Annotated in this window: 24 protein-coding genes; 17 read left to right on the top strand and 7 right to left on the bottom strand. The window is 73.9% G+C overall.

The features are described 5' to 3' along the window. The 6 genes from ABZ659_RS09715 to ABZ659_RS09690 are packed head-to-tail and all read left to right on the top strand — an operon-like array spanning position 1 to position 5727. Positions 1-852 (top strand): 3-hydroxyacyl-CoA dehydrogenase NAD-binding domain-containing protein, encoded by an 852-nt coding sequence (locus ABZ659_RS09715; protein WP_360215625.1) that lies wholly within the window; start codon positions 1-3, stop codon positions 850-852. 6 nt (positions 853-858) lie between these two features. Beyond that, positions 859-1113 carry a phosphopantetheine-binding protein gene (locus tag ABZ659_RS09710; protein WP_360215622.1) on the top strand — a complete coding sequence of 85 codons (255 nt, stop codon included), beginning with the start codon at positions 859-861 and terminating at the stop codon, positions 1111-1113. 36 nt (positions 1114-1149) lie between these two features. Beyond that, on the top strand, positions 1150-2334 hold the full coding sequence (locus ABZ659_RS09705; protein ID WP_360215619.1) for an acyl-CoA dehydrogenase family protein: 1185 nt from the start codon (positions 1150-1152) through the stop codon (positions 2332-2334). After that, entirely contained in the window at positions 2331-3416 is a 1086-nt protein-coding gene (locus ABZ659_RS09700) for an HAD-IIIC family phosphatase (protein ID WP_360215616.1), read from the top strand. The genes ABZ659_RS09705 and ABZ659_RS09700 overlap by 4 nt, the downstream gene beginning before the upstream one ends. Beyond that, positions 3413-4228 carry a thioesterase domain-containing protein gene (locus ABZ659_RS09695; RefSeq protein WP_360215613.1) on the top strand — a complete coding sequence of 272 codons (816 nt, stop codon included), beginning with the start codon at positions 3413-3415 and terminating at the stop codon, positions 4226-4228. Before ABZ659_RS09700 ends, ABZ659_RS09695 begins: the two co-directional genes overlap by 4 nt. Next, positions 4225-5727, top strand: coding sequence for an AMP-binding protein (locus ABZ659_RS09690; RefSeq protein ID WP_360215609.1), 1503 nt, complete (start codon positions 4225-4227; stop codon positions 5725-5727). The genes ABZ659_RS09695 and ABZ659_RS09690 overlap by 4 nt, the downstream gene beginning before the upstream one ends. A 48-nt stretch (positions 5728-5775) precedes the next feature. On the opposite strand, the gene ABZ659_RS09685 is transcribed toward ABZ659_RS09690, so the two are convergent. From ABZ659_RS09685 to ABZ659_RS09665, 5 genes are all read right to left on the bottom strand, one after another. Further along, complete coding sequence (locus ABZ659_RS09685; RefSeq protein WP_360215606.1) at positions 5776-6534, bottom strand: ABC transporter permease; 759 nt, start codon at positions 6532-6534, stop codon at positions 5776-5778. Next, the gene (locus ABZ659_RS09680; RefSeq protein ID WP_360215603.1) at positions 6524-7450 is read right to left on the bottom strand and encodes an ABC transporter ATP-binding protein; all 927 of its coding nucleotides are present in this window, start codon (positions 7448-7450) and stop codon (positions 6524-6526) included. Before ABZ659_RS09680 ends, ABZ659_RS09685 begins: the two co-directional genes overlap by 11 nt. A 144-nt stretch (positions 7451-7594) precedes the next feature. After that, on the bottom strand, positions 7595-8854 hold the full coding sequence (locus tag ABZ659_RS09675; protein ID WP_360215600.1) for a pyridoxal-dependent decarboxylase, exosortase A system-associated: 1260 nt from the start codon (positions 8852-8854) through the stop codon (positions 7595-7597). Continuing rightward, the gene (locus ABZ659_RS09670) at positions 8851-10494 is read right to left on the bottom strand and encodes an acyl-CoA ligase (AMP-forming), exosortase A system-associated (RefSeq protein ID WP_360215597.1); all 1644 of its coding nucleotides are present in this window, start codon (positions 10492-10494) and stop codon (positions 8851-8853) included. The genes ABZ659_RS09675 and ABZ659_RS09670 overlap by 4 nt, the downstream gene beginning before the upstream one ends. Continuing rightward, the gene (locus ABZ659_RS09665) at positions 10487-10756 is read right to left on the bottom strand and encodes a phosphopantetheine-binding protein (protein ID WP_360215594.1); all 270 of its coding nucleotides are present in this window, start codon (positions 10754-10756) and stop codon (positions 10487-10489) included. The genes ABZ659_RS09670 and ABZ659_RS09665 overlap by 8 nt, the downstream gene beginning before the upstream one ends. A gap of 359 nt (positions 10757-11115) precedes the next feature. Here ABZ659_RS09665 and ABZ659_RS09660 point away from each other — a divergent pair, with 359 nt between their 5' ends. Then, positions 11116-12168 carry a hypothetical protein gene (locus ABZ659_RS09660; RefSeq protein WP_360215591.1) on the top strand — a complete coding sequence of 351 codons (1053 nt, stop codon included), beginning with the start codon at positions 11116-11118 and terminating at the stop codon, positions 12166-12168. Positions 12169-12311: 143 nt separating this feature from the next. Here ABZ659_RS09660 and ABZ659_RS09655 read toward each other — a convergent pair whose 3' ends face one another. Further along, positions 12312-14060, bottom strand: a complete 1749-nt coding sequence (locus ABZ659_RS09655) for a condensation domain-containing protein (protein WP_360215588.1) — start codon at positions 14058-14060, stop codon at positions 12312-12314. 283 nt (positions 14061-14343) lie between these two features. Here ABZ659_RS09655 and ABZ659_RS09650 point away from each other — a divergent pair, with 283 nt between their 5' ends. The 10 genes from ABZ659_RS09650 to ABZ659_RS09605 all read left to right on the top strand — a co-directional run bounded on the left by ABZ659_RS09650 (position 14344) and on the right by ABZ659_RS09605 (position 23761). Beyond that, positions 14344-14541 (top strand): hypothetical protein, encoded by a 198-nt coding sequence (locus ABZ659_RS09650; RefSeq protein ID WP_360215585.1) that lies wholly within the window; start codon positions 14344-14346, stop codon positions 14539-14541. 141 nt (positions 14542-14682) lie between these two features. Next, entirely contained in the window at positions 14683-14943 is a 261-nt protein-coding gene (locus ABZ659_RS09645) for a phosphopantetheine-binding protein (RefSeq protein WP_360215582.1), read from the top strand. Positions 14944-14985: 42 nt separating this feature from the next. Continuing rightward, entirely contained in the window at positions 14986-15603 is a 618-nt protein-coding gene (locus ABZ659_RS09640) for an acyl-CoA dehydrogenase family protein (protein WP_360215579.1), read from the top strand. Beyond that, the gene (locus tag ABZ659_RS09635) at positions 15597-16739 is read left to right on the top strand and encodes an acyl-CoA dehydrogenase family protein (protein WP_360215576.1); all 1143 of its coding nucleotides are present in this window, start codon (positions 15597-15599) and stop codon (positions 16737-16739) included. The genes ABZ659_RS09640 and ABZ659_RS09635 overlap by 7 nt, the downstream gene beginning before the upstream one ends. Then, positions 16736-17263 carry a hypothetical protein gene (locus ABZ659_RS09630; protein ID WP_360215573.1) on the top strand — a complete coding sequence of 176 codons (528 nt, stop codon included), beginning with the start codon at positions 16736-16738 and terminating at the stop codon, positions 17261-17263. Before ABZ659_RS09635 ends, ABZ659_RS09630 begins: the two co-directional genes overlap by 4 nt. After that, positions 17260-18255 (top strand): hypothetical protein, encoded by a 996-nt coding sequence (locus ABZ659_RS09625; protein WP_360215570.1) that lies wholly within the window; start codon positions 17260-17262, stop codon positions 18253-18255. The genes ABZ659_RS09630 and ABZ659_RS09625 overlap by 4 nt, the downstream gene beginning before the upstream one ends. 4 nt (positions 18256-18259) lie before the next feature. Further along, positions 18260-18841 carry a GNAT family N-acetyltransferase gene (locus ABZ659_RS09620; protein ID WP_360215567.1) on the top strand — a complete coding sequence of 194 codons (582 nt, stop codon included), beginning with the start codon at positions 18260-18262 and terminating at the stop codon, positions 18839-18841. Continuing rightward, the gene (locus ABZ659_RS09615) at positions 18838-22053 is read left to right on the top strand and encodes a S41 family peptidase (RefSeq protein ID WP_360215564.1); all 3216 of its coding nucleotides are present in this window, start codon (positions 18838-18840) and stop codon (positions 22051-22053) included. The genes ABZ659_RS09620 and ABZ659_RS09615 overlap by 4 nt, the downstream gene beginning before the upstream one ends. Then, positions 22050-22775: a 4'-phosphopantetheinyl transferase superfamily protein gene (locus ABZ659_RS09610; protein WP_360215561.1), complete on the top strand. Its 726-nt coding sequence runs from the start codon at positions 22050-22052 to the stop codon at positions 22773-22775. Before ABZ659_RS09615 ends, ABZ659_RS09610 begins: the two co-directional genes overlap by 4 nt. A 380-nt stretch (positions 22776-23155) precedes the next feature. Further along, positions 23156-23761 (top strand): dihydrofolate reductase family protein, encoded by a 606-nt coding sequence (locus tag ABZ659_RS09605; RefSeq protein ID WP_360215558.1) that lies wholly within the window; start codon positions 23156-23158, stop codon positions 23759-23761. A 2-nt stretch (positions 23762-23763) separates the two neighbouring features. Here the strand turns inward: ABZ659_RS09605 and ABZ659_RS09600 are convergent, their stop codons facing one another. Then, complete coding sequence (locus ABZ659_RS09600) at positions 23764-24744, bottom strand: WYL domain-containing protein (RefSeq protein WP_360215555.1); 981 nt, start codon at positions 24742-24744, stop codon at positions 23764-23766. Positions 24745-24768 lie beyond the last annotated feature (24 nt).

Genomic DNA, 24768 nt, shown 5'->3' with positions numbered 1-24768 from the left:
ATGACCGTCGTAGGAGTTGTCGGCGCCGGTGTCATGGGCACAGGCGTCGCCCAGAACCTCGCGCAGTACGGTTTCGAGACCGTCCTGGTGGACGTCTCGGAGGAGGTCCTCACCGAGGCCCGGGCGGTGATCACCCGCAACGCCCGCCTCAGCGGCCTGATGGGCGGCCCGCGTCTGGACCCCGACGAGATCCTCGGCCGGATCACCACGGCCGTCGGTCTGGACTCCCTCGCCAAGGCCGACTTCGTCATCGAGAACGTCACCGAGGACTGGGACACCAAGAAGGCCGTCCACCAGGAGCTCGACCAGGTGCTCCAGCCGACGGCGATCGTCATCGTGAACACCTCGGCGATCCCGATCACCCGGGTGGCCTCCCTCGGTTCCCACCCCGAACGGGTGGTCGGCGTCCACTTCATGAACCCGGTCCCGGCCAAGCCGGTGGTGGAGCTGATCCCCGGCTTCCACACCAGCACCGAGACCGTGGAGAGCACCCGGACCTTCCTGGCCGGTTTCGGCAAGCGCGCCGTCGACGTCAAGGACGCGTCCGGCTTCGTCTCCAACCGGGTGCTGATGCTCACCGTGAACGAGGCGGCGTACCTGGTGTACGAGGGCGTCGCCACCGCCGAGTCCGTCGACGAGGTCTTCCGCGGCTGCTTCGGCCATCCGATGGGCCCGCTGGAGACCGCCGACCTGATCGGCGTCGACACGATCCTCTACAGCGTCGAGGTGCTCTACGAGCACTACGCCGACAGCAAGTACCGCCCCTGCCCGCTGCTGAAGCAGATGACGGACGCCGGGCTGCACGGCCGGAAGACCGGCCGCGGCTTCTACACCTACGCAACCCAGGAGTAAACGATCATGACCACTGTCGCCGCCACCGCCGCCGACCGCATCAACGCCTTCATCCTCGGCCGCTTCCCGCAGGCCGAACTCAGCGCGGAGCAGGACATCTTCGCGCTCGGCTACATCAACTCGCTCTTCGCGATGGAGCTGGTGATGTTCATCGAGAAGACCTTCGGCGTCACCCTCCCCAACGACGAGCTGAAGATCGACAACTTCCGCACCGTGGACGCGATGTCCGCGCTCGTCGACCGGCTGACCCCGTCCGCCTGACCGGCGTCGCACCCGAGAGAACCGAGGAGGTTCAGCATGACGACCATGGTCGCGCCGCCGTCTGCGGACGGCACGCGGGCCGGTGGCCCGGCGGTCGACCGGGCATCGGTACGCGCGTTCACCGACCAGTTCATCGCCCCGTACGCCGACGGCTGGGAGCGCGAGGGGCGGGTGCCCGAGGAGTTCCTGGAGCGTCTCGGCCCGCTGGGCCTGTGGGCCCCGTTCCTGCCCCGGCACCTGGGCGGCCAGGGGCTGGACCTGGTGACCCTGGGCGAGGTGCACGAGGAGGTGGGCCGCGGTTGCTCCTCGGTCCGCTCCCTGCTCACCGTGCACACCATGCTGACGTGGGCCCTGCTGCGCTGGGGCTCGCCGGAGCAGGTGGCGCGGTGGGCGCCCGCCCTCGCCGACGGCACTGTGCGCGGCGCGTTCTGCCTGTCCGAGCCGGGCGCGGGCAGTGACACGGCCGGGATCACCACCACCGCCGTCCCGCACCGGGGCGGCTGGCTCCTCGACGGCCGCAAGAAGTGGACCACCGGCGGGCAGATCGCCGGGCTCTTCCTGGTGTTCGCCCACACGGGGACCTCGATCGTGGCACTCCTCGTCCCCCGGGACACCCCGGGGGTACGGGTCACCCCGCTCGCCGAGATCTTCGGCACCCGGGCCTCCCTGCTCGCCGAGATCCACTTCGACCACGTGGAGCTGGGGCCGGACGCGCTGCTCGGCCCCAGCTCCTTCGCCTCCGGCATGGTGCTCAGCGGCACCCTGGACCTGGGGCGGTACAGCGTGGCCTGCGGCTCCGTCGGCATCGTCCAGGCGTGTCTGGACGCCTGCGCCGACTACGCCGACCGCCGGACGGTGGGCGGCACCGCGCTGCGCGAACTCCCGCTGATCCGGGCCAAGCTCTCCGACATGGTGACCGACGCGCGGGCGGCCCGGCTGCTGTGCCGTCAGGCCGGGGAGACCAAGGACGCCGGGGATCCGTCGACCATCATGGCCACCTGGATCGCGAAGTACTTCGCGTCGACGGCGGCGGCCCGGCACGCCACCGAGGCGGTGCAGGTCCACGGCGCCAACGGCATGACCCCCGACTACCCGGTGGCCCGTCTCATGCGGGACGCCAAGGTCACCGAGATCATCGAGGGCAGCACCGAGATCCAGCGGCTGACCATCGCCGACGAGGCGTTCCGTGACCGGACGCCCGCGACAGGAGGAACGCTGTGACCACAGCGATACAGCAGCCCGCCGACCGGGCGGAGGACCCGTACCGCAAGCCGGTGCGCGGGCGGATCAAGTGCGTGGTGTGGGACCTCGACAACACCCTGTGGGACGGGGTGCTGCTGGAGGACGGCGACGTCACCCTGCGCCCGGGGGTGGTGGAACACCTGCGCCGCCTGGACGCGATGGGCGTCCTGCACTCCGTGGCCAGCAAGAACGACCACGACACCGCGATGGCCAAACTCCGCGAACTGGGCCTGGAGGAGATGTTCCTCTGCCCCCGGATCGGCTGGAGCGCGAAGTCCGAGTCGGTGAAGGAGATCGCCGCCCGGCTCAACCTCGGGGTCGACGCGTTCGCGTTCGTCGACGACCAGGAGTTCGAGCTGGCCGAGATGGAGTTCTCGCTCCCCGAGGTGACCCGGATCAACGCCGCGGACCTCGACACCGAGCTGCTCCGCGACGAGTTCCGGCCGCGGTTCGTGTCCGACGAGTCGGCGCACCGCCGCGAGATGTACCGCAGCCAGCTCGCCCGGGACGAGGTGGAGAGCGGGTTCACCGGCACCAGCGAGGAGTTCCTGGCCAGCCTGGGGATGGCCTTCACCATCGCTCCGGCGGCCCGGGAGGACCTCCAGCGGGCCGAGGAACTCACCATCCGCACCAACCAGCTCAACGCAACCGGCCGCACCTACTCCTACGACGAACTGGACGCGCTGCGCGAGTCCCCCGACCACCTGCTGCTGGTCGCCGAACTCACCGACCGCTTCGGCTCCTACGGCAAGATCGGCCTGGCCCTGGTGGAGAAGGGCGACCCCGACTGGCGGCTGCGGATGCTGCTGATGTCCTGCCGGGTGATGTCCCGGGGCGTCGGCTCGGTGCTGCTCGGCCATCTGATGCGGCTGGCCCGTACCGCCGGAGCCGGTCTGACCGCCGACTTCGTGGAGACCGGCCGCAACCGGATGATGCAGATCACCTACGCGTTCGCCGGGTTCCGTGAGGTGAGCCGCGAGGGGGACCGGGTGGTGCTGGCCGCCGACCTGGACCGGACGCAGGACGCTCCGGACTACGTACGGCTGGAGGTCAGGCCGTGAGCACGGTCGTCGGCCCCGCCGAGACGTCGCGCGCCGGGAGCCGGGCCGCCGCCTGGCTCCCCTTCTCCGAGCACCCGGGAAGCGACGGCCCGCTGCTGTACTGCCTGCCGCACGCGGGGGGTTCCGCCTCCGCGTTCCGGTCCTGGTTCGGCCGGATCGGTCCCGTGTCCGTCCGGCCGGTCCAGCTGCCCGGCCGCGAGACCCGGCTGCGCGAGGTCCCGTACGACGCCATGGACCTGCTGGTCCCCGACCTCGCCAACGCGGTCCTGGCCGACCTGGCGGCGGGTCGGCCGGACCGGCCGTACGCCGTGTACGGGCACAGTCTGGGCGCGACGATCGCGTTCGAGCTGGTCCGGGAGATCCGCCGTCGGCAGGGCCCGGCGCCGGTCCATCTCGTGGTGTCCGGGTGTACGGCCCCGGGGGGCGACCGGGCCGCCGAGGGCGCGGACGACCCGCGGATGACGGGGGCGAGCGACGACGAGGTGGTGGCGCTGCTGCGGCGCATCGGCGGGACCCCGGAGTGGATGCTCACGGACCCCTCCGTGCTGCGGCTGATCCTGCCGCCGTTCCGCGCGGACTTCACGGTCAAGGAGTCCTACCGCTACCGTGCCGAGCCCCCGCTGGAGGTGCCGGTCACCGCGCTGGCGGCGGACGGCGACCCCCGCGGCCTGCCCTCCGGCATGGCCGACTGGGAGCGGGAGACGACCGGCCCGTTCACGCTGCACACCCTGTCCGGCGGGCACTTCGCGGTCCTCGAACAGGCCGCGACCACGCAGCAGCGGATCGGGCGCGCGCTGCGGGGTGCGGCATGACCGCCCTGTACGCCGCCCCGACCGCGGCGGTCCACCCGGCCGAGGGGACACTGACCGGCTGGTTCCTGCGGGGGCTCGCGCTCGGCCCGGACGCCGAGGCCCTCAGGGTCGGGGCGGACCGGCTGACCTACGGGGAGCTGCACGAACGGGCGCTCGCCCTGGCCGGTGGCGTCGTGGCCGCCGTGCCGGGCGGGCGGCCCCGCCGGGTCGGGCTGCTGGCCGCCCGGTCCCTGACGGCGTACGCGGGCCATCTCGCCGCCGGTTACGCGGGGGCGGCCGTGGTGCCCCTCAACCCGGCCTTCCCCGCCGAACGCACCGCCCAGATGATCAGCGCGGCCGAGGTGGACGTGCTGGTCGTGGCGGCGGAGGGCGAGGCCGTGCTGCCCGAGCTCGCCGGGGTGCTGGACGGCACCCCGGTGGTGCGGTGGCCGTCCCCGCACGCGCCGCTCGCCGAGTGGCGCCCGGCGGACCCGGACGACGTGGCGTACATCCTGTTCACCTCGGGATCGACGGGCCGCCCCAAGGGCGTGCCGGTCCTGCACCGCAACGTGGACGCCTATCTGCGGTTCGTCCACGACCGCTACCGCTTCCGGCGGAGCGACGTCTTCTCCCAGACGTTCGATCTCACCTTCGACCTGTCGGTGTTCGACCTGTACGGCGCCTGGGGCGCGGGCGGCACGCTGGTGAGCGTGGCGCCGACGGCGTACGCGTCGCTGGAGCGGTTCGTCGCCGACCACGGCATCACCGTGTGGTTCTCCGCGCCCAGCCTGATCTCCCAACTGTGCCGCAGGCCACGGGGGCTGGCGGCGGACTCGATGCCCACCCTGCGCTGGAGCCTGTTCTGCGGGGAGCCGCTGCTGGCCCACGACGCCGTGTGCTGGCAGGGCGCCGCCCCCGCCTCCACGGTGGAGAACCTGTACGGCCCGACCGAGCTGACCCTCTCCTGCACCGTCCACCGCTGGGACCCGGTGCGCTCCCCCGGGCGCTGCGTCAACGGCATGGTGCCCATCGGGGCGCTCCATCCCGGGCTGCGGCACCTGGTGCACGAGGGTGAGCTGTGTGTGACCGGTGACCAGATGTTCCCCGGCTACCTGGACCCGGCGGACGACGTGGGCCGGTTCCTGGACTCCGACGGCACCCGCTGGTACCGCACCGGGGACCTGGTACGCGAACAGGACGACGGTGAGCTGGCCTGCCTGGGACGGCTCGACCAGCAGGTCAAGGTCCACGGCATCCGGGTCGAGCTGGCCGAGGTCGAGTGCGCCCTGCGGCGGGTCGACGGGATCCGCGACGCGGTCGTGGTGGCCGCGGACGGCGAACTCACCGGCTATCTGCTGGGTACGGCGCGTCCGCCGGGCGAACTGGCGCGGGCCCTGGGCGCGTTCCTGCCCCGCCCCCTGGTACCGCGCCGCTTCGAGTTCCTGGACGCGTACCCCCTGAACGCCAACCGCAAGGTCGACCGCAACGCGCTGACGGCGCGGGCGGCCCGGCACGCGTGAGGCCCGTTCCGCACCGGCCACCGGGCGGAACGGGCCACCGGCCCCGTGTCACAGCAGGCGGCTGCGGCCCCAGCCACGGGACAGCCGGTAGGCGGCGAGCACCCCGAAGACCAGGGCGATGGCCAGGCACACCAGCACGGGCCGGACCATCCCCGCGCCGTCCTCGGACAGCGCGGCGCGCAGCAGGGACATCGCCCAGTAGCCGGGCGAGAAGGGCGCGACGTGCTGGGCCCAGCCCGGCATCAGGTCGACCGGCACCAGCGCCCCGCCGAGCGCGCTGATGGAGATGGCCCCCAGGTCGGTGACCATCCCCAGGTCGCTGCGGCTGCGGGCCACGGTGGCCAGGAACGCCCCCATGGACAGCAGCGCGAGCCCCCACACGGAGATCGCCAACGCCACCCAGCCGATCACGGCGGCGGGCACGTCCAGACCCAGGACCAGCGCGCCGTAGACCATCAGCACGCCCTGCTGGACCAGCAGGACCACGAAGCCGGGCACCATCTTGCCGAGCAGCAGCTCGCCCCGCCCGGCCCGGGTGCTGCGGAGCCGGTCCCAGGTGCGCCACTCCCTCTCCACCATGATCGAGTTGCCCACGACGGCCAGGGCGAAGACCGAGAACATCACCAGCGGACCGGTGACCGCCTGCACGGTGCCGCTGTCCAGGGCCTCCATGTAGAGGGGCTTGAGGACGAGCATCAGCACCATGGGGATCGCCACGTAGCTGATCAGCTGGCCGGGGTCACGCAGCCGCAGGACGAGGTTGTGCCGCACGAGCAGCCCGGTGCGCAGCAGGGTGTCAGTCGTCATCGAGCACCGCCAGGGATCGGTAGAGGTCGTCGAGATCGGGCTTGTGGACGTCGACCGACGCGACCGGCCGACCGGCCCCCGCGAGCATCTCGACCAGGGCGCCCGTGGGGTCGGCCGTGGAGCGTCGGTCCTCGGTTCCGTCTTCGAAGGTGAGCCGTACCTCGCCCGGCAGCCCGGTGAGCAGGTCGGCGGCGGTACCGCGGGCGACCACCCGGCCGCGCTTGGCCACCGCCAGGGTGGCGCCCAGTTCGGTGAGTTCGGCGAGGTAGTGCGTGGTGTAGACGACGGCCGCACCGGCCTCGGCCCGGCGGCGGACGGTGTCGAGGAGGGCCTGCCGGGTCTCCGGGTCGGCGCCCGCGGTGGGCTCGTCGAGGAGCAGCAGGGCGGGGCGGTGGATCAGCGCGGTGCCCGCCTGGGCGCGGCGCTGCTGGCCGCCGGAGAGGAACCCCGCGGGGCGGTCGAGGAACTCGGTCAGCCGGAGGTCCGCGGCCACCTCGTCGACCGCCTCGTGCAGCGCGCCGCGGCGCAGTCCGGAGAGACCGCCGAACAGCTTCAGGTGCTCGCGGACGGTGAACGACGGGTAGAGCGCCAGGTGTTGGGGGGCCACGCCGACCATGTGACGGGCGGAGTGCGGATCGTGGCCGACGACGCGGACGGTGCCGCCGTCGGCACGGACCAGGCCGGAGACGATCTCCACGAAGGTGGTCTTGCCCGCCCCGTTGTGGCCGACCAGGCCGACGATCTCACCGGGCGCGACACTGAGGGTGAAACCCCCGAGGGCCTCGACGTCGCCGTACCGCTTGGTCAGTCCGGTGACTTCGAGCACCGGTTCGGGGAGCCGCTCCGCGGGCGGTCCCGCGCTCCCGGCGGCTTCCTCGGGTGGGGTGGGGGGTGAGGGGGCCGCTGGGATCTTCATGCGCGCTCCTGTGTGAATGGCCCGCGGTGGCACGGGAGATGGTGTGGGTGGGGCGGCGGCGGACGGGGACCGGACGGATTCCCCTAGTGTGACGGTCGGCCTCGCCGTCACACCGGCTCGACGGAACATGCGGGCGGTTCCCCTCTAGACCAGCAGTTCACGGGGGGCCGGGTGGCCGAGGAACGCGGTCGGACTGGCGGTCAGTCCGTACGCGCCCGCCTGGAACACCGCGATCAGGTCGCCCGGTTCGGCCCTCGGCAGCGACACCGCCTTGCCGAGCAGGTCCAGAGGGGTGCACAGGCAGCCCACGACGTCGACGGTCTCCTCTCCCTCCGGCCCGGCCGCGACCCGGCTGGCGAGGGCGATGGGGTAGTTGCGGCGCAGCGCCCGCCCCAGGTTCCCGGTGGCGGCGAGCTGGTGGTGCAGACCGCCGTCGACGACCAGGTAGACGGTGCCCCGGGACTCCTTGCGGTCGACCACCCGGGTCAGGTAGACCCCGGCCTCGCCGACGAGGTACCGGCCGAGTTCGATCACCGGCCGGGCCAGCGGCAGCCGGTCCCGGACCACGGTCTCCAGCAGGTCGGCCAGGTGCTCCCCGACGGGACCGAGGTCCAGCGGCCGGTCCCTGGCGCTGTACGGGATTCCGAACCCGCCCCCGAGATTGAGGTACCGCACGGGCCCGGGGGCGTGTCCGGCCAGGTCGGCCAGGAGGTCCACCGTGGCCCGCTGTGCCGCGCGGATGCTGTCGGCGTCGAGGTTCTGGGACCCGGCGAAGACATGGAACCCCTCGAACCCGACCCCGCTGCGCCCGATCTCCGCGAGCAGCGCGGGTGCCTGTTCGGCGTCCACCCCGAACTGCTGGGGCCCACCGCCCATCTTCATGCCCGAACCGCGCACCGCGAACGGCGGGTTGACCCTCAGGGCCGCCCTGGGGCGCACCCCGAGGTCCTCGCCCGCCCGGGCCAGCCGGGCCAGTTCGGTGGCGGACTCCAGCTCGACCAGGACCCCGGCGGCGACCGCCTGCCGTAGCTCCGCGGCGGTCTTGCCCGGCCCGGCGAAGGCGATGCGGCCCGGGGGCACGCCGGTGTCCAGCGCCGCCAGCATCTCCCCCGCCGACGCCACGTCCAGGCCGTCGACCAGGGTGCTCAGGCAGTGCAGCACGGCGGGCATCGGGTTGGCCTTCACCGCGTAGCTCAGCTCCACCGCGGCGGGCAGCGCGTCGCGCACCTCGGCGACCCGGGCGGCGATCAGGCTCCGGTCGTAGGCGAAGAACGGTGTGCCGCCGGCCCGTTCGGCGAGCAGCCCGGCGGGGACGCCCCCGACGGTCAGCTCGCCGTCCGTGACGCCGTGCAGGGCGGATCCGTACGCCGGGGCGAGGGCGGTCCGCCCGTCGACGGCGCTCATGATCCGGCCTCCGCGAGGCGCCGTAGCTCGACCCGGTCGAACTTGCCGTTCACCGACCGCGGGAGCACGTCCCGGACCATGATGCGGCGCGGGAGCATGTACGGCGGCAGTTCCCGGGCCATGGCCTGGCGGAGGCGGCCGGTGTCGCAGGGGGCGCGGACGACCAGCACCACGTGCTGGCCGAGCTGGTCGTCGGCCGCGCCGAACGCCACCGCCTCGGCGACCAGTCCGGTGGCGTAGGCGGCCTCCTCGATCTCGGTGGGGCTGATCCGGTAGCCGGACGACTTGATCATCTCGTCGGCGCGGGCCACGAAGTAGAGGAACCCCTCCTCGTCCCGCCGCACGGTGTCCCCCGACCAGACGGCGGCTTCCTGGCGCACCCCGGGCACCCCGCCGGGCGCCGGGCGGAAGCGGAGGGCCGTGGCCTCCGGGTTGTTCCAGTAGCCGAGGGCCACCAGCGCGCCCCGGTGGACCAGTTCGCCCGGCTCGTCCGGCAGGCAGGGAGTGCCGTCCGGCCGGAGCACGAGCACCTCGGCGTTGGGCACGGCCTTGCCGATGGAGTCGGGGCGCCGGTCGACCTCGTCGGGGTCGAGGTAGGTGGAGCGGAACGCCTCGGTGAGCCCGTACATCAGGTAGGGACGGGCGTGTGGGAAGTGGCCGCGCAGCCGCTGGAGGGTGGCCCGCGGCATCCGGCCGCCGGTGTTGGCGAAGTAGCGCAGGCGCCGGGTGGCGTCCCGCGGCCATTCGAGCGCCGCGAGCTGCATCCACAGGGGAGGGACGCAGGTCAGCCCGGTGACGCCGTGCCGGGCGCAGAGCCGCATCACCTCGCGGGGCAGCAGGTAGTTGGTGAGGACGAGGTGGGCGCCGCGGGCGAGGGCGGTGGTCAGCTGGCTGAAGCCCGCGTCGAAGCTCAGCGGCAGGACGCCGAGCAGGACGTCGTCCGCGGTGTGGGCGAGGTAGGTCGCCACGCTCTCCGCCCCGGCCAGCAGGTTGCGGTGGGTCAGGACGACGCCCTTGGGTCCGCCGGTGCTGCCGGAGGTGTAGAAGACCGCGGCGACGTCCGCGTCGATGACCGCGTCGGCGCCGGGGACCGCGAGTCCGTCCGACTCCCGCAGCCGGGTCCAGGGGGTGACCTGCCAGCGGTCGTCGACCGGCGGCACGGCGCTGGTCTCGCCGATCACCACGAGGTGCCGTACCGAGGTGTTCGGGGTGAGCGCGCCGCGCACGGTCTCCGCCCGTTCGGCGGTGGTGATCAGGGCGACCGGCGAGCAGTCCTCGGTCAGTCCGGCCAGCTGGCGGGCCTTGAACATCGGGTTCACCGGGACGAACACGCCGCCGGCCGCGGCGACGGCCAGTACGGCCACCACGGTCTCGACGCGCTTCTCGGCGTAGACCGCGACCCGGTCGCCCCGCCGCACCCCCAGCCGGAACAGGCCGTACGCCACCGCCGCGACCTGCTCGGCGAGTTCGCGGTAGGTGAGGGTGTGCTCCTTGAAGGTGAGCGCCGGGCGATCCGGGGCGCCGCGGCCGACCAGGTGGTCGAGGCGTACGAGCGTCGCCGCGCCGCGCCGTGCTCCCCCGTCCGGGGCGCGTGCGGACATGTCACCGACGGTCTCGGCTTCGGTCAGCCGCTCACTCATGGCCGACAGGCTCGGTCGGCACGAACTCGGCCACGGCCTGCCACAGGGAGCCCACGGTGGCGAAGGTCTCCTCGGTGAGCGCCTCGTCGGGCAGCTCCACTCCGAAGGTGTCCTCCAGCTCCGCGAGCAGCTGGACCACTCCCATGGAGTCGAGGCCCAGTGCCGCCAGATCGTCCGTGGGGGCGAGTTCACTCGCCTCGGCATAGGGCAGGTGGCGCAGCAGCGCGTCCTGGAACGTGTGCGGGATCTGCGGATCGGCCATCGTGCTCGGTCCCCAATCTCTTCTTCCGCCGGAGCAGTGTGTGGGTGTACGTGCGAACGCGACCACTCGACCACCGGTCGCTCTCATCCCGCCATCAGGTCGCTGCCACTCGCTTTCCACCCCGCTCCGACCAGCGCGTACGTCCCGTGGGGGACGTACGGCGCGGGCGCGGCGAGGGCGGAGGAACAGCGAAACGGCAAGGAATCGGTGTCCGGACGGGACCCGGAGACGGCCGACGACAGAGGGACGGCGCCAGGGTGATGGCGCGTATGCCGACGATGCGCAGCAAGCGTGGCATCCGGTTCCGGCCAGTCGACCGGACGGCACGGTTCGCACTCTTGACAGTGGGAGGTCTCTGCATGTTCACGGGGATCACGGTCAAAAGCCCCACCACAGACGGTCCGTCGGGCGCCGCGGCGGCGCCGGGGCCGGTACCGGAACCGACGGACCGCGACAGCGTGGTGGAGGTCTACCGGTACGCGACGCGCCACGGGTCCTTGTCTTCCGCGGCGTTGGACCGGGTGGCCGACGACCTGGGGCTGTCGGCCGGTGAGGTGTTCGCCGCGGCCACTCGCCTCGTCGAGCTGCGCATGTTGCGCACCGACGAGGGGGCGGACGGCACGCTGGTACCGCTCGACCCGCAGACGGCCGCGACGCTGCTGGTGTCGCCGATGGAGCGGGCGATCTTCCAGCAACGGGACCGGGCCGACCAGTTGCGCGCCCATATCGACGCCATCGCGGGCGGGTCGGGAACGGTTTCCGGCCCTCTCGGGGTGATCGACCGCGTGGAGGGCGATCCGGAGATCCGTGGGCTGCTCCGCCTCGCCGGGGCCGACTGCCGACAGACGGCGGTGGCGCTCTGGCCCACCGTCGACGACCTCTTCGAGGCGTGCTGCGCCGCCCTGGGCTCGGGGGTCGCGCTGCGGGTGCTCGTCCCGCACCGGGAACGCGCCGACTTCGCGTCCCGGGCCCGGGTGACGGCGCTGGTGGCCCGGGGGGCGGAGCTGCGCACCGTGCGCGCGGTCCCCCAGGCGGCGGTGGTCTTCGACCGGGAGGTGGGTGTCGTGGTCGCGCCGGGCGAGGGCGGGCTGCCGCGCAGCGCGCGACCGGTCCGGGACGGGACCACGGTGGGCTGCCTGGTGGAGATGTTCGACCTGCTCTGGGAGTCGGCCAGCCCGTTCGCACCGCAGGAGCAGGGCTACGCGGAGGACGTGGTGGACGACTTCCAGCGCTCCATCGCCCTGTTGATGTCGCAGGGGCTCACCGACGAGGCCGTGGCGCGCAAGCTCGGCATGTCCGTACGCACCTGCCGCCGCCACATCGCCGCCCTGATGCACAGCCTCGGTTCCGTCAGCCGTTTCCAGGCGGGCGTCCGCCTCGCGCGGTGCCTGGCGGTCGACGCGGCGGCCTGACCCGTACGTGCGGCGGCCTGACCAGTGCGTACGGCCGGACCAGTGCGTACGGCCGGACCACCGAACGCGGCCCGGCGCCGGGCTCCGGACCCGCTCGGGCCGGAGCCCGGCGGGCGTGGTGGCGCACGCCTCCCGGCACCGCGTCACGTCCGCCGGCCCCGGTCCCCGGTCCCGGTCCCGGTCCGGACCGCCGCCCCCGCCGCGGCGGGCACCGCCGCGTTCCGGTGCCCGACCGCCGTCCCCTCCGGGGCGTCGGCCACCCGGACCAGGTCGCGGGCGAGGCCCGCCAGCGAGCGGATGCCGGACAGCCCGTCCAGGCCGAGTCCCGCCCAGCCACGGCGGCGCAGTTCGGCCACGACGAGGGGTCCCCGCAGCAGCCGTCCACCGGCGACCGTGTAGGGCAGACCGAGGTCGACCTCCGGCAGCTCGTTCACCTCCCCGACGACGGCGGCCAGTACGGCTCCCGCCCCGGTCCCGGTGGCCGTTTCGGGGCCGACCGGGTCACCGGCGGGCGGGGCGGTCCGGGGAGCCGTCGGCGGGGCGTACCCGAACAGCGCGGCGGCGTCGCTCAACCGCAGGTCGGCCTCCGGGTCCCGGTGGGCCTCCAGCAGTCTGACGTAGCCGTGCAGGAAGGCCTCGACGGCGGAGTCGTCCATCACCTCGGCCAGCGCGCTGAGGCTGAGCCGTACCCCGTCGCCCAGTTCGAGCACGGTGAAGTAGGAGTCGGTGCCGGAGCGCGCCCAGTCGACGGGCTCGGCACCGCGCAGGAAGCGGTCACGACGGCCGCCGCCGCGCTGCTCGGGCCTGCTGAGGAAGTTCACCTCCGAGGTCACCCGCAGCGGGCGGCCCCGGTGGTGCCCCTCCCGGGCCACCAGCTCCGCCAGCTCGTCCCAGGGGGTGCGGGCGTGGTCCTGGGCACTGGTCAGCGCCTCGGCGACCCGTGTCGCCACCTCGCTGAACACGGGGTCGCCGGACAGGTCCACACCGACCAGGGCCGGGCTGAACATGCAGGTCATCACGTTCATCATGGGGCCCTCGCGGTGGCTGGCCAGCCACCGGTAGGCGACGCCCGGCTGTCCCGTGTACGCCGCGCAGGCGACCGCGTAGGCGGCCAGGTGCACGGCGGCCGGCCACAGCCGCAGCCGTGCCGCCAGCTGCCGCACGGTGCCCAGCAGGGCGGGCGCGGTGTAGGTCGCGGCGTGCGCCACGGGGGCCGCCGTGCCGGTCGGCGCCCGCCGACGGCTGCCGAACATGTCGGCGGGCAGCCGCCCGACCGCCTCCCGCCAGTACGCCGCCGTCCGCTCCCGTTCGGCGGGCGCGAGGGCCGCCTCGGCGGCCGCCAGGGCCACCGGCTGGTGGGCGACCGGCGGGAGCTGGGCGCGTTGCCCTCGGGAGAGCGCGCCGACCACCTCCGCGAACTCCCCGCGGAACAGGGCGAGCGACCAGTCGTCGCAGCTCATGTGGTGGAGCACCAGGACCACCCGGGCGGGCATACCGCCGCTGGTGACCACACAGACCCGGATGGGCCAGTCGCGGGCCGGATCGAACTCGGTGCCGGTCATCTCGGCGATCACCTCGGCCGGGCCGGGCGTGCCGTCGTCCTCCGACGTGACGGTCCGCAGCCGCAACGGCCGCGGCGGGTGCACCACCTGACGCGGCCACGGGCGCGCCTCGGCGTCGATCACGGTGCGCAGCCCTTCGTGCCTGCGTACCAGGAAGTCCACCGCGGTGCGCACCGCGTTCAGCGGAACCCCCGCGGGTACCGGGCTGTTGACCACCACGTGGGCGTCGTGCCGGGTGCCGGGCGGCACCTGCTGGTACCTGAGCCAGTGGTACCGCTGCCCCCAGCACAGCTGTCCGCTCCGCGCTCCTGACCTGCTCGCGCCGTTCATCCGCCTCCTCCTCCAGCGTTCTTCCCGTCCTCCGGCCGCCGGACTTCCGGTCGTAGCCGCTTTCGAACCTTTACAGAATCCTCGTCCGGAGCGGGGATGCGGAGAATTCCACGATGGCCAACAGAGGCGGCAACTTGCTGTCACCGAATGGCGTCCGAAGCCGGGTCGGAAAGTATTGACGGGGTTGACCGGCGTGCCGGATTCTCGTCCTCGCCGGGCGAATTCGTCGCCCGGCGGACGTCCGGATTTCCGGGCGTCTTCCTCATCGGAAGGTGTGATCAATATGGCGAAGGCTGCCACCAAGGCCGCGTCGAAGGCCGCCACCAAGGCCGCGAGCAAGGCCGCGAGCAAGGCCGCGTCCAAGGCCGCCACCAAGGCCGCGAGCAAGGCCGCCACCAAGGCCGCGTCCAAGGCCGCCACCAAGGCCGCGAGCAAGGCCGCCACCAAGGCCGCGTCGAAGGCCGCCACCAAGGCCGCCTGACCAACTCAGTACCGCCCGGCTCGCAGTTGACGCCGAATGCGGGCTCGCGGGCACCGACCGCCATGAGACGGCCGGGGCCCGCGGGCCGACTGCGCGTCGTGCCACGGTTTTTCGCGCCGCTCTCCAGGAAAGGACCGCCCGATGGATCGCGCCGAGATCATCGAACACCTCCGCCAGTCCCTCACCGTTATTCTCGGCCGCCCGCTCCCGGAATTCGGCGAGGAAACCAGGATTCTCGAGGACCTGGAAATGGACTCGATGCGTTTCGTCGAGCTGCTGATGAGCCTTGAGGACACGCTCGGCCTGGAAGCGGACCCGGAGACCCTCGACCCGGAGGTGTTCCAGTCCGCCGGTTCCTTCGCCGCCTACATCAAGGACCGGCTGGACCTCACCCGCGCCTGACGACTCCCGGTACAGGAACCCCGTAGCGAACACAGGACCGATATGAGCGAGACGATCACGGCGTGCGAGGCCGCGGCCTACGACGCCGGTCCGGCCCGAGGTCTGGCCCTCGCCCTGGCCACCGCCGATCCCGGCCCGCCGCCGGGCGGCGTCGGCGCGCTGCCTTCCCGCGACGTGCCCCCGGACGCCGAGGTGGTGCCGCACCGGCTGGCCGCCTTGGAGGGCGTCAGTTTCGTCCGCCTGTCCACGCCCGGACCGGCGGCTGCGGCCGCTCGCCCGTGGGCGCTGGCGGCACACCTGGCGGCCGTCCGGGCGGGAGTGGTCCGCAGGCTGGTCGACGACGCGGTCACCCACCTCGCCCGGCGCTCCGCGGGAGGCGAACTGCTCAGCCAGAAGCAGCTCGTGCGCGGGGTCGTGGCCGACACGCACACCGAACTGGAGGCCGTACTGCGGCTGGTGCGCGTGGCGGGACACCTCCCGGCAGCCGTGGTCGACGCCCACGACCGGCTCACCGCCCTGGACTGGGAGGCGGCCAAGCTGCTCGGCGCGGCCGGCTTCCTCGCCGACGGCCCGGCCCGCGCCGGGTACGTGGCCTGGCTGGTCGGGGAGAGCTGGCTCGACCGGAACCACGTCACCGCGAAGGAGTCGGCACCATGCTGAACCTGTCCGACACCCCGCTGCGGGAACTGCGCGACGTCTGCCGCGAGGCCGGACGCGAGCTGCGGCGTCACGCCCTCGCGGTGGACGCCGACCCCGGCGGCTGCACCACCTACCTGGACTCCGCGGTCCTGGCCCTGATGCGGGCGGCCACCACGCCGAAGGAGTTCCGCACACCGGACATGCCGGACGACCGCGGGTTCGCCGACGGCTGTCTGTCCCGGGTGGTGGCCGGGGTGGAGATCGCCCGCGGTGACGCGGGGGTCGTCGCCGCCAACACCGGGGCCTCACTGGCCGGGGCGGCGGTCGACACCCTCGGCGACGACACCCAGCGCGCCCTGTTCTACTCGGCGATCGCGGACGGCCGCTCGTGGACGTGTTTCGGCATGACGGAACCCGACCACGGCAGCGACGCCACCGCCATGGAGACCCGGCTCGACGCACTGCCCGACCCGGCCGACGGCTACCTGCTCACCGGCGCGAAACGCTATGTCGGGAACGCCTCCCGCGCCTCGGTCGCCGTGGTCTTCGGCCGGACCGGGCGCAGTCCCCTGTCCATCAGGGCGGCCCTGATCCCGCTGCCCGCGCCCGGGTTCACCGCCGAGCCGCTCGACATGATCGGCCTGCGCGGGGCCCGGATCTGCCGACTCGCCCTGGACGGTGTGCACGTGCCGCGCGAGATGCTGCTCGGCGCGCACCTGCCCGCCTCACGGCGCGGTCTGTGGGGCGTCGGCCGGACCTTCAACGCCATGCGGTTGCAGGTCGCCGCCCTCGCGCTGGGCACCGCGCTGGGGACCCGTGACTACGTGGTGGAACAGCGTCCCGGCTGGGACGGGCACCTGACGGTCTCCGCCCGTCTCGACGCGGCCCGCCACCTGCTCTACGACGCCGCCGCCGCGGTCGACCAGGACCCGGACACGCGTCGGCCGCCCTCCGCCGCCAAGCTGCACGTCACGGACCTGGCCGTGCGCACCGCCCACTGGGCCGCCCGCTCGCTGGGCCCCGCGGCGCTCCTGGAGCACCCGCTGCTGGAGAAGTGGTGCCGGGACGTCCGCGCCTTCGAGTTCATGGACGGCACCAGCAACATGCAGCGCCTGCACATCACCAGCGACATCACCTCCCGAAGGGCCACACCATGACCGTCACCGCCGAAGCGGCCGTGCGGCCGGACCCGCAGACACCGACGCCGGTCTGGTCCGCGCGACGGGTGACCGAGGCGGACCACGCCGCGGTCCTGGGCTTCTTCACCGAGCCGGGGTTCCGCTTCCGTACCCCGCGCTCCGAGATCCTCGCCGAGTGGCAGGTCCTCGCCCTCCTCGACGACGCCCGCCTGCTGCTCGCCGACGGCGTACCGGCCGGGCTCTACGCCGTCGAGAACTCGGGCGCCGACCACGCCTGTCACCTGGTGCTCCAGCTCCGTCTCAGCGCGCGGCTGCCGCTCACCGCGTGGGCCTCGGCGTACCACGAGGTGGTCCGCGGCCTCCGGCACCACCGTGAACTGGTGCGGCTGGCGGTGCAGGTGGTCGACGACGACGAACGCGGTCTGGCGGCGGCCCGGGCGGCCGGTTTCACCGAGGAGGGCGTCCTGCCCGGCATGACCGTCGACGACGGACACCGCCGGGGACAGGTCTTCCTCTCCCGTCTCTGGGAGCCCGTGTCATGACGACCGCGACCACCGCGCCACGGCTGCGCGGCTACCGTTCGGCCGACCTGCCCCTGCTCTCCGGCGGCTGGCTGCCCGGCGAACTCCTCGGACTCCCCGACCCCGGCCGCCCGCCCCTGGCCGACCCGTCGTCCGTACCGGCGCCGACGGCCGACCGGCCCGACGACGAGCTGTGCGTCGTGGACGGCGTGGGCTTCGTCCGGTTCACCGAGCTGGACTGGGTGCACCGCCGGGCCCGGATCGAGACCGGGCTGCTGGCCGGGGCGTCACACCTCGCCGTCCCGCTCCTCGAAACGGCCCTCACCCACGCCTTCTCCTGGCTCAACCTGCGGCGCGTGTACGGCTGGCACACCCCGTCCGGCCCCGACGGCGCCCCGGCGCTCCGGGCGGCGGGGCTGGCGCGCGAGGCGGAGGTGCCGCAGGCGCTCTGGCTCGACGGCCGCCCGGTGAGCCGACAGCTCTGGGGGGTCTCCCGCCACGGTGCCGCCCCGGAAGAGGCGCCCGACACGGCGGCGGACCCGGCCGGAGAGCCGCCCACGGACGCCGCGACGCTGGAGCAGCTGTCCCCCGAGGACGGGGCACGCCTGCTGGGCGAGGCCCCCACGGGCACCGCGCGCGGCTTCCTGGACCTGGACCCGGTCACCCAGAACACCGCCCTGCTGACCCGTGAGATCGCGCGCCGGGACCTGACGGTGCTGCGCCACGGCACGACGCTCCTCGGCTACGCCGTCAACCCGGTGCAGCCCCGGCAGGCGGCCGTGGCCACCACCTCGTCCGACCCGGCGGCGCTGCGGGCCCTGCTGTCCTTCCTGCACACCTACCGCCGGTGCACCTCCTTCACCGCCGGGACCCCGGCGGGTTCGCCGGTCCTGCCCGCGCTGGACGCCTGCGGCTTCGTCCGGGCGGGTGTGCTGCCCGGCCACCTCTTCCTCACCGGCCGCCACCACGACGTCCTCGTCCACCACCTCACCCGCACCGCGCTGGAGGGATGACCCCATGGCCCTCGTCACCGTCCGCCACTTCACCGAGGCGGACATCCCGCTGCGCACCGCGCTGCTCCGCGAGTCCCGGTTCCAGGCCAACCTCACCGACTTCGCGGTGAGCAGTTCCGACACCGCCCTGACGGAGCGTCAGCGTCGCGCCCTCACCGAACAGCAGGCGGACTGGCGGTTCTTCACGATGTGCGGCCGGGGCGGGGAGCCGATCGGCTTCGCCTGGATCACCTCGATCGACTGGCGGAGCCAGACCTGTGAGCTGTCCTTCGGCGTACTGCCCAGCCACCGGGGCCCGTTCGGCGCGGCCGCGGTGGCCGCCGCGCACACGTATGTGCGGGCGGAGCTGAACATGCGGGTGGTGATCAACCAGGTCCTCGAACACAACACCATGCTGGTGCCCGCCCGACAGCTGGCGGCGGAACGGCAGGTCCGCTGCTCCTACGACTCCTACACGGTCGGCGAGTGGCGTACCGCCTGCTACTGGACCGAGGACGAGGAGGGGGTGCGGGCGCGCGCCGAGGAGGCCGCGCGTCGGCGTCGGGAGATCGCCGACCGCATCCGAAGCCGGACCCCCGCCAAGTGACCGTGCCCGCCGGACACCCGGCCGACGGATCCGGATATCTGCGTCAGCCCAGCCTCGCCGGTGGCCTGGTGGTCTTCGTGTGCGAGGACGACCTGTGGTCGGTGCCCGCCGCCGGAGGCGTCGCCCGTCGGCTCACGGCAGGCGGCACCGGCCCGTGCGCGGGGCCGCGCCTGTCCCCCGACGGACGCCTGGTCGCGTTCACGGCCGCCCCCGAGGGCGCGCCGGAGGTGTGCCTGGTCTCCGTGGACGGCGGCCCGGTCCGACGGCTCACCAGCCAGGCCGACGACTGCGCGGTCCTCGGCTGGTGTCCGCGCACCGGAGACGTGGTCTACGCGGCGGTCACCGGACTGCCCACGGGCTTCGGCCGCCGACTGTTCGCGGTCGCCCCGGGCGGCGGACCGCCCCGGCTGCTGGAGGCCGGTCCGGTGGCGTCCGTCGCCTACGGCCCGCACGGCCGGACGGTGATCGGCCGCTCCCTCGCCGACCCGGCCCGCCGCAAGCGGTACCGGGGCGGCGCGGCGGGCGAGCTGTGGGTGGACGCCGACGGGTCGGGCTCCTTCCGCCGACTCGCCCTCCCCGCGGGCAATCCGGCGTTCCCGTGCTGGGTAGGCGACCGGATCCACTTCGTCTCGGACCACGAGGGGACCGGCAACGTCCACTCCTGCCTCCCGGACGGTTCGGACCTGACCCGGCACACCCACCACTCCGACTACTACGTCCGCGCGCTGACCGGCGACGGCGAACGGCTGGTCTACCAGCACGGCGCGCGGCTCCGCCTGCTCGACCCGGCCCGGCCGGACGGCGGCGACCGCCCGGTCCCGGTCACCGTCACCCCCTCCGGCGCCCAGCACCGGCGCCGGACCACGTCCGCCGCCGAGGGCCTCGACCACGCCCGGCTCTCCCCCGACGCCTCCCGTCTCGTCGTCGCCTCCCGGGGCAAGGTCTTCACCCTCGCCCCCTTCGAGGGCCCGGTCCGCCGCCACGGCGCCCCGGACGGGGTGCGCTACCGGCTGCCGCACTGGCTCGCCGACGGCGACCGGCTGGTCGCCGCCGCCAGCGACGACTCCCCCGGCGAGAGGCTGGCCCTGCTGCCCGCGCTCGGCGGCGCCGAACTCGCCTCCGTACCGCTGGACGACATCGGCTACGTCACCGAACTGGCCGCCGCGCCCGTCGGCAGCCAGGTCGCGTTCGCCACCAACCGGCAGGAACTGTGGAGCGTCGACACCGACGCGCCCCGCCCGGAGCCCCGGCTGCTGGACCGCAGTCCGTACGACCGGATCGAGGACCTGGCCTGGTCGCCCGACGGCCGCTGGCTCGCGTACACCTTCCCGGGCACCCGGCGCACCACCGCCGTCAAGGTCGCCGAGCCCGCGACCGGCCGCACCGCGCACCTCACCTCGCCGGTCCTGCGCGACTTCGCCCCCGCCTTCGACCCGCGCGGCCGCTACCTCTACTTCCTCGGCCAGCGCGACCTGCTGCCCGACTACGACCAGGTCCAGTTCGACGTGGGCTTCCCGCTCGGCACCCGTCCCTACGCCGTCCTCCTCACCGCCGGGACCCCTGCGCCCTTCACCGGCGCCCCGCTCCCGGAGGCCGACACCGGGCAGCCGGTGCGGGTGCGCGTCGACCTGGAGGGGGTGGACGGCCGTGTCGTCGCGCTGCCGTTGCCGCACGGCCGGTACGCGGAGGTGCGCGGCCTGCCCGAGTCCGTGCTGGTGCTCGGTGTGCCGCCGGGCGTCCCGGCCGTGGACGGGGCCGAGGACCGCGGTCGTGGCCGCGAGGGCACGGTGACCATGGTCGACCTCGCCACCGGGGAGGCCACGGAGGACTACCTCTCCCCGGTCGACGAGCTGTGCACGGATCCCGCGGGCGCGTTCCTGCTGTACCGGCACGACCACCGGGTCCGGCTGGTGCCGGCCGGGGTGCCCAGGGCCGACGTCGAGGACTACGACGACCTGGTCTCCCCGCCCGGCCGCGAGACGGGCTGGATCGACCTGGCCCGGGTGGCCGTCCCCTTCCGGCAGGCCGCCGAGTGGCGGCAGCTGTACCGGGAGGCATGGCGGCTGCAGAAGGAGGGCTTCTGGCACCCCAAGATGTCCGGCGTCGACTGGGACGCGGTCCACGACCACTACCTCCCGCTGCTCGCGAGGGTCGCCACCCGCTCCGAACTCTCGGACCTGCTCTGGGAGTTGCAGGGTGAACTCGCCACCTCGCACGCCTACGAGCGCGGCGGCGACCACGGACGGCCAGCCGGTCCCGACGGCGGCCACGGCCGCCTCGGCGTCGACTGGGCCCCGGAGCCCGGGCCGCACGGCGGCTGGCGGATCGCCCGTGTCGTCCGCGGCGAGGCGTGGAACCCGGAGGGCGCCTCCCCCTGCGGCCTGCCCGGTGTGGACGTCCGTGGCGGCGACGAGGTGGTCGCGGTCGACGGTCACCCGGTCGGCCCGCTCGGCCCCGGCGAGCTGCTGGCCGGACTGGCCGGTCGCGAGGTGGAACTGACGGTGCTGCGCCCCGGTGCGGGGACCCACCGGGTCACCGTCCGCGCCGCCCGCGACGAGGGACGCGCCCGGTACCTGGAGTGGGTGGAGTCCCAGCGCCGCTGGGTCGACGAGGCGTCCGGCGGCAGGCTGGCCTACGTGCACATACCCGACATGTTCCGGACCGGCTACGCCGACTTCGTCCGGCAGTTCCTCACGGGGCTCGACCACGACGGGCTGATCCTGGACGTACGGCACAACGGCGGCGGCAGCGCCTCCCCGATGGTCCTGGACCGGCTCGCCCGGCGCCGCGCCGGGGTCGAGCACAGCCGCTGGAGCGGCGAGGTGCCGTACCCGCTGGAGGCGCCCCGGGGCCCGATGGCGGCGCTGGTCAACGAGCAGACCGGCTCCGACGGCGAGATCTTCGCCCACATGTTCCGCGTCGGCGGCCTCGGGCCACTGATCGGCACCCGTACCTGGGGAGGCACCATCGCGACCTGGCCCCGGCACCGCCTCGTCGACGGCACCCTCACCACCCAGCCGGAGTTCTGCTACGACCTCACCGGCGTCGGCACGGGCCTGGAGAACCACGGAGTCGAGCCGGACATCGCCGTCGATCTGCCCCCCTCAGGACCGGACCCGTCCCACCCCGACCCCCAGCTCACCACGGCAGTGGCCCACCTGCTCGCTTCCCTGCCACCACCCACGCCCCGCCCCGTCCGGGAGCTCCCGTGACCTCCGGACTCTCCCTCGCCCTCGCCGCCCCCGCCCCGGGCGTCTGCGACGTCTGGCTCATCCCCATCCGCCCTCGTACGGCCTGGATACCCCTGCTGTCACCCCCGGAACGCGACCGTCTGACCCTGCTCGGTGCCACCACCCCCTCGGGCGCTTCACTGGTCACCTCACGCGCGGCACAGCGCCTCGTCCTGGCCCGCTACCTCGGCGTCCCGCCGGAGACCGTCGAGGCGACCCGTTCCTGCGGACGCTGCGGCCACCCTTCCCACGGTCGGCCCCACGTTCCCGGCGCTCCCGTCGACTACTCGGTCTCCCACTCCGAGCAGTGGCTCCTGATCGCCGTGGTCGGCTCCGGGCGGGTCGGCGCGGACCTGGACACCGTCGGTCCGCACCGCGATGTGGAGGGCCTCGCCCGGGGCGCGCTCACCTCCGCCGAGCACCACGCCCACGCCCGGCTCCCCGCCGAGGGCCGCCGTGCCGCCTTCCTCACCGCGTGGGCCCGCAAGGAGGCCGCGATCAAACTCACCGGCCACGGACTCGCCGCCCCTCCCCTCCTGGTGGACGTCAGGGGCCCCCGGGCCACCGCCCCCGGCGTCCCCGACTGGCCCGCCTCCGCCCCCTACCTGACCGACCTCCCGGCCCCACCGGGCCACGCCGCGGCCGTCGCCACCTCCGCGCCTCTGACGGACCTCCACCACCGTCCGGAGGCCGGGACCCTCTGAGCCGACGGCACACCACCGCTCTGCACGGAGACGCGCGAGGCGGTTGGAGCGGCGAGAGACAGCGGCAGGGAGGAGAGGCGCGGCTCAGCCGACGTCCCGGACTACCGGGAGGCACTGGTCGTGGCGGTCCGCCAGGCCGAGTCGGCCCTCGCTCGCGGCCCGGCGTCCAGTCGCCGTGTCGGCGCGGGCGGAGACCGTCGCGACGATCACCCCGGCGCGCGGGTCGGCGGCGCCGCCCGGGCGGGCCTGGACGATCGGACGAGTGCGGTCTGACAGGGCAGCCGCTCCTCGACGGAGGCATGGTGGTACTCACGGCGCGACCGATGAGTTTCCGGGTCCCGGGCGGTCGTAGTTCGAGACAGCCTAGAAAGGACACCACCATGTCGGAGCTCCTCGTCGATTTCATCACCTCCCTCGACGGCTGCGCCTCGGGACAGGGATGGCCCGGGTTCTGGGGTCTCGAGGGTCCCGAGTACCTCGCGTGGCTCGGTGAGCAGCCCGCGACCACCTATCTGATGGGAGCGAACACCTACCGCCTGATGTCGGGCTTCGCCTCGGGCGAGGTCCCCGAGGGCCAGGACGAGTTCCGGCCCGAGGAGGAGGCGTCCGTCGACGGCCTGACGCAGGCCCCCAAGGTGGTGTTCTCCTCCTCGCTCAAGGAGCCGCTGACGTGGGCCAACTGCACGCTCGTCCGCGACGACGCCGTGGAGGCGGTCCGCACCATGAAGTCGAGTGGCTCGGGGCCGCTCAGCACGATCGGCAGCCTCAGCCTGTGCCGGTCCCTGCTGCGCGCCGGACTCGTCGACCGCTTCCGGGTCGTGATGTTCCCGGTGATCACCGGGGCCACGGGCGACGAACGCATCTACGACGGCTATCCGGACGTCGCCCTTGAGATGACCGACCACCGCACCTTCGACGGCCGCATCCAGCTGGTCGAGTACACGCCGCGCGTGCTGGAGCACCCGCCGCTCGGCACCCCCGCCTGACGTCACCCGGCGCGAGCTGGCGGATCTCCGGGGCTCACCGCGGCCGTCAGTCGCGTCGCGAGTGCCGTGACCGCGGCGCGCAGTTCCTCGCCGCCCTCGACACGGAAGGCGAACGGCAACCCCGCCAGCCACTCCTGCGCGTACATGGCGGGGTTGCGGGTGCTGCCGATGAGGACGCATCCGTGCCCCGAGGGTTCGAGGCGCCCCATGGGCGGCCGGATCCAGGGGGCCACCTCGGCCGGGGGGAGGTCGAAGACCACGCGGGTGGGGAACCGCCAGCCGAGACCCAGGTTCTCCTCCAGCACCGCCACGGGATCGAGGTCCTCGGGCGGTGTGCAGCCGTGCGTGGTCCGCCGGACCGCGCGGATCCGGTCGACCCGGTAGGTGCGGATCGCGTCCGCGCGGTGGGAGTGGCACAGCAGGTACCAGCGTCCGTAGCGGACGACGAGGGCCCAGGGGTCCACCTCCGCCTCCCACGCGTCGCCCGTCTCACCGCGGTACGTGACCGACACCCGCTGCCGGGCCGCGACGGCGCCGACGAGTTCGCCGGTGACGGCCGGGTCCGGGCGGACCGCGTACGGGTCCGGCGCGGCCGAGGCGTACTCCCGCAGCATGGCCGCGTGGTGGCCGACGCCCTCCGGCAGGGCCTTGACGACCTTGCCCAGGGCGGTGCCGACCAGGTCGTCCGCGTCGGCCGCGGTCGGCTGGCCGCTGAGCACGGCCATCACCAGGCCGAGCGCCTCGGCCTGCGTGAAGTGCACGGGGGGCAGCCTGGTCCCGCGTCCCAGCCGGTAGCCGCCGTGCGGCCCGCGGGCCGACGCCACGGGGATGTCGGCCTCGCGGAGTATCCCGACGTACCGGCGCGCGGCGCGCTCGGTGACGCCCAGCCGGGCGGCGAGTTCACCGGCCGTCGTCCCGGGGCGGGCCTGGATGATCTCCAGGGCGCGCAGGGCCCGCGCGGTGGGGCTGAGGTCGTTCGGCACGGAAGCAGGCTAGTCGGCCCCGCT

The organism is Streptomyces sp. NPDC006997 (genome assembly GCF_040635175.1).
Classification (GTDB): domain Bacteria; phylum Actinomycetota; class Actinomycetes; order Streptomycetales; family Streptomycetaceae; genus Streptomyces.
Note: the sequence above shows the minus strand (reverse complement) of the source record. Positions and strands in the feature narration are given on the sequence as shown.

Coding starts and splice junctions, on each gene's coding strand:
- ABZ659_RS09685 (WP_360215606.1), bottom strand. CDS start 6,534: ATGACGACTGACACCCTGCTGCGCACCGGGCTGCTCGTGCGGCACAAC.
- ABZ659_RS09690 (WP_360215609.1), top strand. CDS start 4,225: ATGACCGCCCTGTACGCCGCCCCGACCGCGGCGGTCCACCCGGCCGAG.
- ABZ659_RS09670 (WP_360215597.1), bottom strand. CDS start 10,494: ATGAGTGAGCGGCTGACCGAAGCCGAGACCGTCGGTGACATGTCCGCA.
- ABZ659_RS09645 (WP_360215582.1), top strand. CDS start 14,683: ATGGATCGCGCCGAGATCATCGAACACCTCCGCCAGTCCCTCACCGTT.
- ABZ659_RS09635 (WP_360215576.1), top strand. CDS start 15,597: ATGCTGAACCTGTCCGACACCCCGCTGCGGGAACTGCGCGACGTCTGC.
- ABZ659_RS09705 (WP_360215619.1), top strand. CDS start 1,150: ATGACGACCATGGTCGCGCCGCCGTCTGCGGACGGCACGCGGGCCGGT.
- ABZ659_RS09655 (WP_360215588.1), bottom strand. CDS start 14,060: ATGAACGGCGCGAGCAGGTCAGGAGCGCGGAGCGGACAGCTGTGCTGG.
- ABZ659_RS09650 (WP_360215585.1), top strand. CDS start 14,344: ATGGCGAAGGCTGCCACCAAGGCCGCGTCGAAGGCCGCCACCAAGGCC.
- ABZ659_RS09710 (WP_360215622.1), top strand. CDS start 859: ATGACCACTGTCGCCGCCACCGCCGCCGACCGCATCAACGCCTTCATC.
- ABZ659_RS09630 (WP_360215573.1), top strand. CDS start 16,736: ATGACCGTCACCGCCGAAGCGGCCGTGCGGCCGGACCCGCAGACACCG.
- ABZ659_RS09625 (WP_360215570.1), top strand. CDS start 17,260: ATGACGACCGCGACCACCGCGCCACGGCTGCGCGGCTACCGTTCGGCC.
- ABZ659_RS09605 (WP_360215558.1), top strand. CDS start 23,156: ATGTCGGAGCTCCTCGTCGATTTCATCACCTCCCTCGACGGCTGCGCC.
- ABZ659_RS09675 (WP_360215600.1), bottom strand. CDS start 8,854: ATGAGCGCCGTCGACGGGCGGACCGCCCTCGCCCCGGCGTACGGATCC.
- ABZ659_RS09640 (WP_360215579.1), top strand. CDS start 14,986: ATGAGCGAGACGATCACGGCGTGCGAGGCCGCGGCCTACGACGCCGGT.
- ABZ659_RS09660 (WP_360215591.1), top strand. CDS start 11,116: ATGTTCACGGGGATCACGGTCAAAAGCCCCACCACAGACGGTCCGTCG.
- ABZ659_RS09715 (WP_360215625.1), top strand. CDS start 1: ATGACCGTCGTAGGAGTTGTCGGCGCCGGTGTCATGGGCACAGGCGTC.
- ABZ659_RS09665 (WP_360215594.1), bottom strand. CDS start 10,756: ATGGCCGATCCGCAGATCCCGCACACGTTCCAGGACGCGCTGCTGCGC.
- ABZ659_RS09680 (WP_360215603.1), bottom strand. CDS start 7,450: ATGAAGATCCCAGCGGCCCCCTCACCCCCCACCCCACCCGAGGAAGCC.
- ABZ659_RS09620 (WP_360215567.1), top strand. CDS start 18,260: ATGGCCCTCGTCACCGTCCGCCACTTCACCGAGGCGGACATCCCGCTG.